Raw genomic sequence first — 1588 nt, 5'->3', positions numbered from 1 at the left:
ACTTCGGCAAACGCCCGCCTCCTTCACCACGAACCACCCAAAACAAAGACCCCAGACATGGAGGCAAAGCCTAGGCCTCGCGTATGGTCTCGGCGATATGTGAAGAAAGATGATCGGGTTGAACTAAGGAATAAACCACAACGTATCGAGAAACCAACTTCACAAAAGAGAAGATCCTGCACTGTATAAAATTTAAGAAAGTATCCAACCAACCAAAAACGAAGAAAAATGATCGACTTGATATCGCATGCGGCAAATCAGCCTTACTCTGAGGAAGGAAAAATTGCACATATCAAGTCGGTCGTCACAACGGCGACAAGCGCCGCGTGACACCTCTGCGTTCGGCAAATAATAGATGAAAACTTCAACCGACTTCTTTGACGCTGTCACTCGCTGTCTAATCACATTTCAGCATTTAGAGCACTCACTAAAAATGGTTCTTTTCCGTTTGGAGCTCCTAACCCAAGCACGGTTGTCAGGATACTGTCACTACGACATTTGGTCACGTTTGAAATCGCAGATGGATGCGCCACTCGGTAGATTGATCGAAATGTTCAAGATCTATGAAAACGACAAGAAACTGATCACTGATCTGAGAAAACTAAAAAAATACAGAGATGAAGTAGCCCATCAAAGTCTTGTACTGAATATCGAAGAGATGAACGATGCAGAAGGACTTCACGTTAAAACCACCGAGCTAGAAGAATGGAACCGCATTGCTAAAGAGCTTTTGGTTAGAGTCGGTGCTAGGTGGGCGAAATTAGACGACATTCTCAAAGAAATGAAAGTAGAGAAATCCGACGACGAAGATTCTGAGAAGATTCCAGCTACTCCATCCATAGAGGAATACATAAAACGAATCGAAGACTTCTATGAATCGAATGAAAAATAGGCCGAACAAGGCGGTCGATACAACGGCGGTAAACGCTCGCCTCTTTCACATCGAAAATTCGAATTTAACCAACTCAGACGTGGAGGCGATGACCGAAGCCGCCGTCGTATCACCTTAGCGTTCGCTAAAAAATATAATCATGAAGAAGAAGATCCAAATCGGCCTGTCCTCGTTCCTGGTGCTAGTTTTGGCGGCTCAACTTATTCTGATGCAACTCGGCTTGGCGAATTATGGACAAGAATTTGGGACTTACGGGCAGTACAATCGCGTCGTCAGATTGGTGAACGAGGATTCCAGATACAAAATAACGAATCATGGATTGAATCGTGACCTTGATTGGAAGAACCTCGACCATCTGAACAGGTTCTACGTCAAAATCCGAACTACGAACGACGAAGAAATAGAGATCGATTTTTTGGAGGACTCTTCAGAAATGAAGGTAAGCAATGAAGAGGAACTCAAAAAGATCATTGATAAAAAGGTCAGCGAACAAGTCGCTCGATACAACTCGGGCCAAGCGCCCCGAGTTGTGGACGCAGCAAGGTGAAATCAACCCCATCTCTTTCTCGGCGGTTCTCTAGGCCCTCGTGTATCAGCTTCACGTTAGCCAGTAATGATATAAATATTTGACGGAAGGGTTTCGAATCGAAGGACGCAGCATCCTCAGCCAGTGCGACCACGACATCTCAACGAACA

The 1588-nt window shown here is 45.0% G+C and carries 3 protein-coding genes; all 3 read left to right on the top strand.

Annotated elements, in window-relative coordinates; genetic code table 11:
* Nucleotides 1–355 precede the first annotated feature (355 nt).
* Genes QEH53_RS23700 through QEH53_RS23690 form a run of 3 tightly spaced genes read left to right on the top strand, consistent with a single transcriptional unit; the run spans nucleotide 356 to nucleotide 1439 of the window.
* Nucleotides 356–892, top strand: coding sequence for a hypothetical protein (locus QEH53_RS23700; RefSeq protein ID WP_309025715.1), 537 nt, complete (start codon nucleotides 356–358; stop codon nucleotides 890–892).
* Nucleotides 882–1010, top strand: coding sequence for a hypothetical protein (locus tag QEH53_RS23695; RefSeq protein WP_309025714.1), 129 nt, complete (start codon nucleotides 882–884; stop codon nucleotides 1008–1010). Before QEH53_RS23700 ends, QEH53_RS23695 begins: the two co-directional genes overlap by 11 nt.
* A 21-nt stretch (nucleotides 1011–1031) precedes the next feature.
* Nucleotides 1032–1439, top strand: a complete 408-nt coding sequence (locus tag QEH53_RS23690) for a hypothetical protein (RefSeq protein ID WP_309025713.1) — start codon at nucleotides 1032–1034, stop codon at nucleotides 1437–1439.
* The last annotated feature ends 149 nt before the right edge of the window (nucleotides 1440–1588 follow it).

The sequence above is a fragment of the Pelagicoccus sp. SDUM812002 genome, assembly GCF_031127835.1.
Classification (GTDB): domain Bacteria; phylum Verrucomicrobiota; class Verrucomicrobiia; order Opitutales; family Opitutaceae; genus Pelagicoccus.
Note: the sequence above shows the minus strand (reverse complement) of the source record. Positions and strands in the feature narration are given on the sequence as shown.